The 6,970-nt window shown below is 71.9% G+C and carries 7 protein-coding genes; 5 read left to right on the plus strand and 2 right to left on the minus strand.

All coding sequences use genetic code 11. From position 1 onward, the window contains the following. Window positions 1-664: hypothetical protein (locus tag KF737_RS22280; RefSeq protein WP_296460736.1), on the minus strand; the 664-nt coding region annotated here is incomplete at its 3' end. Window positions 665-994: 330 nt separating this feature from the next. Between KF737_RS22280 and KF737_RS22285 the strand changes: the two genes are divergently transcribed. Together KF737_RS22285 and cdd are read left to right on the plus strand one after the other, a co-directional pair. Continuing rightward, window positions 995-1,660, plus strand: coding sequence for a PEP-CTERM sorting domain-containing protein (locus tag KF737_RS22285; protein ID WP_296460741.1), 666 nt, complete (start codon window positions 995-997; stop codon window positions 1,658-1,660). Between the two features lie 108 nt (window positions 1,661-1,768). After that, on the plus strand, window positions 1,769-2,182 hold the full coding sequence (gene cdd, locus KF737_RS22290; protein ID WP_296460744.1) for a cytidine deaminase: 414 nt from the start codon (window positions 1,769-1,771) through the stop codon (window positions 2,180-2,182). Between the two features lie 180 nt (window positions 2,183-2,362). Here cdd and KF737_RS22295 read toward each other — a convergent pair whose 3' ends face one another. Next, on the minus strand, window positions 2,363-4,186 hold the full coding sequence (locus KF737_RS22295) for a DUF885 family protein (RefSeq protein ID WP_296460750.1): 1,824 nt from the start codon (window positions 4,184-4,186) through the stop codon (window positions 2,363-2,365). Between the two features lie 148 nt (window positions 4,187-4,334). Here KF737_RS22295 and KF737_RS22300 point away from each other — a divergent pair, with 148 nt between their 5' ends. From KF737_RS22300 to KF737_RS22310, 3 genes are all read left to right on the plus strand, one after another. After that, window positions 4,335-4,574 carry a type II toxin-antitoxin system ParD family antitoxin gene (locus tag KF737_RS22300; protein WP_296460754.1) on the plus strand — a complete coding sequence of 80 codons (240 nt, stop codon included), beginning with the start codon at window positions 4,335-4,337 and terminating at the stop codon, window positions 4,572-4,574. Beyond that, window positions 4,571-4,861 carry a type II toxin-antitoxin system RelE/ParE family toxin gene (locus tag KF737_RS22305; RefSeq protein ID WP_296460757.1) on the plus strand — a complete coding sequence of 97 codons (291 nt, stop codon included), beginning with the start codon at window positions 4,571-4,573 and terminating at the stop codon, window positions 4,859-4,861. Before KF737_RS22300 ends, KF737_RS22305 begins: the two co-directional genes overlap by 4 nt. A gap of 55 nt (window positions 4,862-4,916) precedes the next feature. Next, on the plus strand, window positions 4,917-6,970 hold a 2,054-nt coding region (locus KF737_RS22310; protein WP_296460762.1), incomplete at its 3' end, for a helicase-related protein.

Consider the following 6,970-nt stretch of genomic DNA (forward strand, 5'->3'; position numbering starts at 1 on the left):
GCGCGTCGCGCTGCGCCAGGAGCGCCTCGGCGGCGGGATTGGCGTGCAGCACGCGAGCGCAGGCGTCGACCACGAAGAAGGCGTGCGGCGAGGCGGCCAGCACCGCCTCGGCCCCGCGGGCGAGCGGCTGCGCCGCGCCCAGCTTGCGGGCCAGCTCGAAGGCGCGGATCAGGTGCGGATGCAGCCGGCGCAGGGCGGCGACCTCGGCCTCGCCGAAGCGCGGCCGCGCGGCGGGGCGCGCCACCATCAGGACGGCGGCCGCATCGCCCTCGGCGACCAGGCCCAGGCGCAGCACCGAGTGCAGGTCGAACGGCCGCATGAACTGGTTGTAGAAGTCGGTGCGCACCAGCTCGGACTTGGGCATCGCGTCGTCGTCGGCGACGATGTTGGGCACGAAGTGGCGCAGCCGCTCGCCCGGGCTGTGCTGCCATCGCTGGCTGGGATGGCGCGTGGCGAACTGCTCGAAATAGACGGGCAGCACGGAAGGGTCGAGCCGCGCCGCGACGCCGCGGCCCTTGCGCGTGCGCTGGTCCTGCCACACCAGCGCGCTGGAGGCGGCGCCGGCGGCGTCGGCGAAGGCTTCGAGGAAGCCCGGCCATCGCCCGGGCTCCACCGCGGCGCCATAGGCGCGGTCGAGGATGTCGGCGAACACGCGGTCGTCCATGGCGGCCCCCGGCGACGCAGCCCCGAGCCCGGACCTGCGAAGACAGCCCATTGCGCCCGGGCCGGCCGTCCGATCCGCGTCAAACCGCACGGCGCCTCATGCCCAGGCCCGGCCGATTGAACCGGCGCCGCCGCGGCGTTGCAACACCCTACGCCTCACGGGCGAGCCCGCCGCCCTGGACGCCGGGGCGGCGTGACGTTTCGAAAACAGTCCATCTGCACCTAGGAGCCGGCGGCCGGCGGGCGTCTGCTGAAGGACGAGCCGTCATGGGGGCGGCGTGTTCGAAGGCGGACCGGCGCTCGCGCACGGCCTGCCTCAAGGGAGTTGGACATGAGGATTTCCCTTGCCGGCGCCGTCGCGGCGCTGGGCCTGCTCGCCGCGGGCGCCCCGGCGCAGGCGGCGACCGTCGTCCTGGAGCTGACCCTGGACCTGGCGACGCCGCAGGACGCCGGCTGCTGCTTCACCGCCGGCTGGCGCGGCTTCGGGTCGTTCAGCCCCGAGTCCTCGTTCAGCCTGGAGGCGGGCGACACCCTGGACTACACGATCCGCTTCGGCGCGGGACAGACGCTGACGCTGATCGACCCGACGTTCTTCTGGGCCTTCTGGTACGGCGACGCCAGCAGCGACGTGAACGCGACGGGCAGCCTGGAGCTGCTGGACGCCGACGGCGCGGTGCTGTTCGCGACGACCGCGAAGACCGACGACGAAGGCAGCGCCCATTTCGGCCAGCAGTTCAGCGACGGCGATTTCGGCGGGCTGCCGTCGAGCGTCACCTTCGCGGGCCTGCGTTATGTCGGGACGCTGAACAGCTACGCGGAGCCGGACGTCACCACGCGCCTCTACTACGATCCGCAGGTCCTGTTCTCGGCCGGCGAGGCGCAGGTCGGCGTCGGGACGGTTCCGGAACCGGCCGCCTGGGCGCTGATGGTGGTGGGCTTCGCCGGGCTGGGCGCCGGGCTGCGCCGCCGTCGGCGCACGGCGGCCGCCCTCGCCTGAAACCGGAGCCCGGCCTGCGGCGTCGCGCCCGCCGCGGCCGGGTCGACTTTCGCCGGCCGGCCGCTACAGTCGATCGTCCCTTCGACCGCCCGGGACGACCTCCGCCGCATGACCGCCACCGTTCCGCCGGCCGCCGCACCGCCGGCCATCGCAGAGGCGCTTCGCCGCCTGCTCGCCAACAGCCATGCGCCCTACTCCGGCGTCCGCGTCTCGGCGATCGTGGAGGCGGGCGACGGGCGGACGTACGAGGGGGTGAACGTCGAGAACGCGGCCTACCCGCAGGGGCTCTGCGCCGAGGCCAGCGCCATCGCGACGGGGGTGACCCAGGGCCTGACCTCGATCCGGCGCGTGTGGGTCGCCTCCTCCCTGCCGGGCCTGATCTGGCCCTGCGGCGGTTGCCGCCAGAAGATCTGGGAGTTCTCCGCGCCCGGCTGCGAGGTGGTGAGCGTCGCCGACGACGGAACGGCCGAGAGCCACACCATCGAGGCGCTGCTGCCCCTGGGGTTCCGGCTGGAGCGGTAGCGGCTCTGCGGTCCCACTCCCCTCAAGAACGTCATGGCCGGGCTTGTCCCGGCCATCCATACACGCAGGCGCCTACGAAGAAAGCTCAGCCGTGACGCTGCGTCTCTCCCCCACGATCGGTGTTCATGGATGGCCGGGACAAGCCCGGCCATGACGTTCAAAGGGTGAAAGAGGGGGAACCTAGGCCTTCGCGGCGGCCACGTACCGGTCGATCACGGTCTCCAGCACCGACAGCGGCGTGCCGCCGGTGGTGACCACCGCGTCGTCGAAGTCGCGGAGGTCGAACTTCGGGCCGAGCGCCGTCCGCGCCTTCTCGCGCAGGCGGATGATCTCGTTGTGGCCGGTCTTGTAGGCGCAGGCCTGGCCGGGGCTCGCGCAATAGCGGTCGATCTCCGAGGTGGCGGCGTTGGTCGAGCGGCCCGTGGCGCCGGCCAGCGTCGCGATGGCCTTCTCGCGGGTCCAGCGCTGGTCGTGGAGGCCGGTGTCGACCACCAGGCGCGCAGCGCGGAAACGCAGCGCCTGCAGGTAGCCCAGCCGGCCCATCGGGTCGTCGTCGTAGAGCCCGGCCTCGTCGGCCAGTTGCTCGGCGTAGAGCGCCCAGCCCTCGATGAAGGCCCCGAAGCCCATCAGCGAAGCGATGGTGTGGATCTCGCCCGGGCGCTCGGCGAGGTAGGCGCCCTGCCAGGCGTGGCCCGGCAGCGCCTCGTGCATCGAGAGGCTGGCCAACGTGTACTTCGGCCAGTTGTCGATGTTCTTGAGGTTCACGTAGTAGATCGCCGGGCGCGAGCCATCGAGGGCGGCGAAGTTCATGTAGCCCAGGCCCGCGCCGTCCTGGATCTCCTTCGGCACCGCGCGCACCTCGACGGGCGCCTTCAGCCCCAGCTTGGAGATCTTCGGCAGGTACGGCCGGATGGCGGCGATGCGGCCTTCGATGTAGGCGATGACCTGGCGGCGGCCGTCCTCGGTGTCGGGGAACAGGAACTTCGGGTCGCGGGTGAGCGCGCCCATGCGCTCGCCGACCGACCCTTGCGTGTAGCCCTGGCCCTTCAGGATCGCGTCCATGCGCGCGTCGATCTCGGCGCCCTGCTCCAGCCCCGTCCTGTGGATCTCCGCCGGCGTGCGTTCGGTGGTCGTGTTGTACTTGAGGCCCCAGCGGTAGTAGTCGGCGCCGTCCGGGAACTTCCAGCAGCCGGCGTCCGGGGTGGCCCGCGCCTCCTGCGCCTTCAGCACCGCGATCTGGCGCTCCAGCGCCGGGAACATCTTGTCGCGCACGATGGCCGTGGCGCGGGCCGACCAGTCGCCGTCGATGCCCTTGGCCTTGGCGCGGTCGGCCAGCGAGCCCACGAGACGGGTGGCCGCCGGGTCCTGGGCGCGGAGCTTGTTCTCCACCTGCAGGGTCGTGGCGAGCAGGAAGTCGGGCAGCACCACGCCCTTGCCGGCGGCGTCCTTGATGCGGTCGCTCTCCTGGTCGAGGCGGCTGCCCACCTGGTCGAGGCGCACGAGGTAGGCCTCGCAGTCGTCGCGGGTCTCGATGAGGTGCTGGGCGTTCAGGAACTCGCCGATGGCGCCGACGAGACCGTCCTGCTGGCTGACGACGTAGGGGTTGGCGTAGTCGCGGCCGTAGCCGAACCGGCCGCCCTCGGCGCCGATCTCCTGGGCGTAGAGCACGGTGTCGTAGGTGGTGAGGTCGCGCCCCTTCAGGCCCGCGCGCGGGATCGCCTTCAGGCGCTTGGCGCGGTCGGCGTAGTCGGCGATCTGCTTGGCCCGGGCGTCGCCCGAGCGCTCGTCGAGGCGCCGCTTCAGGCCGGCGCGGGGGCCCTTGTCCTTGCCGAGGCCGGTGGCCGTCTCGGGGTTGTCGACCAGGATCTCCTCGACGAAGGCGTCCAGCAGCTTCGCCAGCCGCGGATCGCTGACGCCCTCGCCTTCCAGCGCGAACGCCGGCAACGGCGCGGCCGCGGCGCCGGCGGCGAGGGTGCTGAGAAGGACTTGGCGGCGGTCGATCATTGCGCGAATTCCCCGAACTTAAGGCCGGCGACCCTAGCCTTCTGGACGAAACGCGCAACGCCCTTGCGTCGTTTAAGCGTGACCACCCAATTCGCAACACGGCGCGGCGCAAGCTTGCGCAAGTACCAATCTTTGGTACTATCCTGGCGTGGCCAGGAACACGTCCATCAGCCTCGGCGAGCACTTCACGAGCTTCGTGGAAACACAGGTGGCGAACGGGCGCTATGCCTCAGCCAGCGAAGTCGTCCGCGCAAGCCTCCGTTTGCTGGAGGAACGCGAGGCGAGCCTTGAGGCTTTGCGCGCGGCCCTGATCGAGGGCGAAGAGAGCGGACCGTCCACAGCATTCGACTTCGAGGCATTCATCGCTCGGAAGCGCGCGGGCCGTTGAGCGGCTACATCCTGTCGCCGGCCGCGCAAGCCGACATCGACACCATCTGGGATGTCGGCGAGGCAAAATGGGGACTGGAGCAAGCGGAAAGATACGCCCGGCAAATCCTGCGAGCCATCGAGACTGTCTCGGCCGACCCTCGCCGAGGCCGTCGTTGCGACGACATCCGGGCAGGCTACTTCAAGTTCGCTGTCGGCGCCCACATGCTCTTCTACAGACCGGTCGGTGACATGCTCGACATCGTGCGCGTCCTGCACCAGCGGATGGACTTCCCGCGTCATCTCTGAGCCTGCGACGTCGGCCCCGCTTGCCCGACTCCCTCGTCCGCCCCACGTTAGGGTCATGAGCCATCGCCCGACGGGCGCCGCGCCGTCGCATCTGGTCGCGGTGCTCGGGCCCACGAATACCGGCAAGACCCACCTGGCGGTGGAACGGATGCTGGGGCACGCGTCCGGGATGATCGGGCTGCCGCTTCGGCTGCTCGCGCGCGAGATCTACGACCGCATCGTGGGGGCGCGCGGCCCCCGCTGCGTGGCGCTGATCACCGGCGAGGAGAAGATCGTCCCGCCGCGGCCGCAGTATTACGTCTGCACGGTCGAGGCGATGCCGCTGTCGGTCGAGGTGGAGTTCCTGGCGGTCGACGAGATCCAGCTCTGCGCCGACCCCGAGCGCGGCCACGTCTTCACCCACCGCCTGCTGCACGCCCGCGGCAAGGCCGAGACCATGCTGCTGGGCGCCGGGGCCATGGCGCCGCTGGTGCGCCGCCTCTTGCCGCACGCCGAGATCCAGACGCGGGACCGGTTCAGCCGGCTCACCTACGCCGGGCCGAAGAAGCTGACGAAGCTGCCGCGCCGCTCGGCCGTCGTCGCCTTCAGCGCCGAGAACGTCTACGCGATCGCCGAGCTGATCCGCCGCCAGCGCGGCGGGGCGGCCGTGGTGATGGGATCGCTCAGCCCCCGCACCCGCAACGCCCAGGTGGCGCTCTACCAGTCGGGCGAGGTCGACTTCCTGGTGGCGACCGACGCCATCGGCATGGGCCTGAACATGGACGTCGACCATGTCGCCTTCGCGGGCCTGCGCAAGTTCGACGGCCGCCGCACGCGCTTCCTGCACCCGCACGAGATCGGCCAGATCGCCGGGCGCGCCGGCCGCTACCAGAAGGACGGGACGTTCGGCGTCACCGGCGAGGCCGAGGACATGGACCCCGACCTGGTCGAGGCGGTCGAGAACCACAGCTTCGAGCCGGTGGCCGGGGCCGAGTGGCGCAACGCCAGGCTCGACTTCGGCTCGCTGACGGCGCTGCAGGCGTCGTTGGCGAAGTTCCCCGAGCGGCCGGGCCTGAAGCTGTCGGCCGAGGCGCTGGACGAGGCCACGCTGAAGGCGCTGAGCGAGGACGAGGCCATCCAGACCCGCGCGCGCGACCGCACCAACCTGATGCGGCTCTGGGACGTGTGCCAGACGCCCGACTTCCGCAAGGTGGCGGCCGAGGAGCACACGGCCCTGGTGCGCGCCTTCTTCCTGCAGCTCACCGAGCGCGGGCGGCGGATCGGCGACGACTGGATCTCGCGCCAGTACGACCAGTTGAACGTCACCGACGGCGAGATCGACACCCTGGCCTCGCGGCTCGCGAGCGTGCGGACGCTGGCCTATGTGGCCAACCGGCCCGACTGGCTGGCCGACCCGGCCGAGTGGCAGGGGCGGACCCGCAACCTCGAGGACCGGCTCTCCGACACCCTGCACGAGAAGCTGATGGCCCGGTTCGTCGACCGGCGGACCAGCGCGCTGATGCGCGGCCTGCGGGTGCGCGAGGAGATGCTGGCGGGCGTGGCGGCCGACGGGACCGTGACCGTCGAGGGCCACTACGTCGGCCGGCTGACCGGCGTCAGCTTCGAGCCGGCGCAGGGCGGCAGCGTGCTGGAGGAGAAGGCGCTGCGGGCCGCGGCCCAGCTCGCGGTGGGCCCCGAGATCGTACGGCGGCTGGGCCGGCTGGCGGCCGAGGCGGACGCGGCGTTCGCGCTCGATCCCGACGGTGCGATCCTGTGGAACGGCGAGGTCGCGGGCGTGCTGGCGGGCGGCGAGCCCTTCCGGCCGCGCGTGCGGCTGCTGGGCGAACTCGGCCCCGACAGCACGCGCCAGCGGGCGCAGCAGCGGCTGGAGGCGTTCGTCGCCGGCGAGGCGGGCCGCCGCCTGCCGGCGATCCGCAAGCTGGAAGTGGCCGTCGCCGACGGCAAGGTGAAGGGCCTGGCGCGCGGGCTCGCGTTCCGGCTGGTCGAGGCCGGCGGCGTCATCGACCGCGCGGCCGTGCGGGCGGAAGTGCGGGCGCTGAGCCCCGTCGAGCGGCGGATCCTGCGCGGCCTCGGCGTGCGCATCGGGGCGTTTTCGCTCTACCTGCCCCG

The sequence above is a fragment of the Phenylobacterium sp. genome, assembly GCF_019636135.1.
GTDB lineage: Bacteria > Pseudomonadota > Alphaproteobacteria > Caulobacterales > Caulobacteraceae > Phenylobacterium.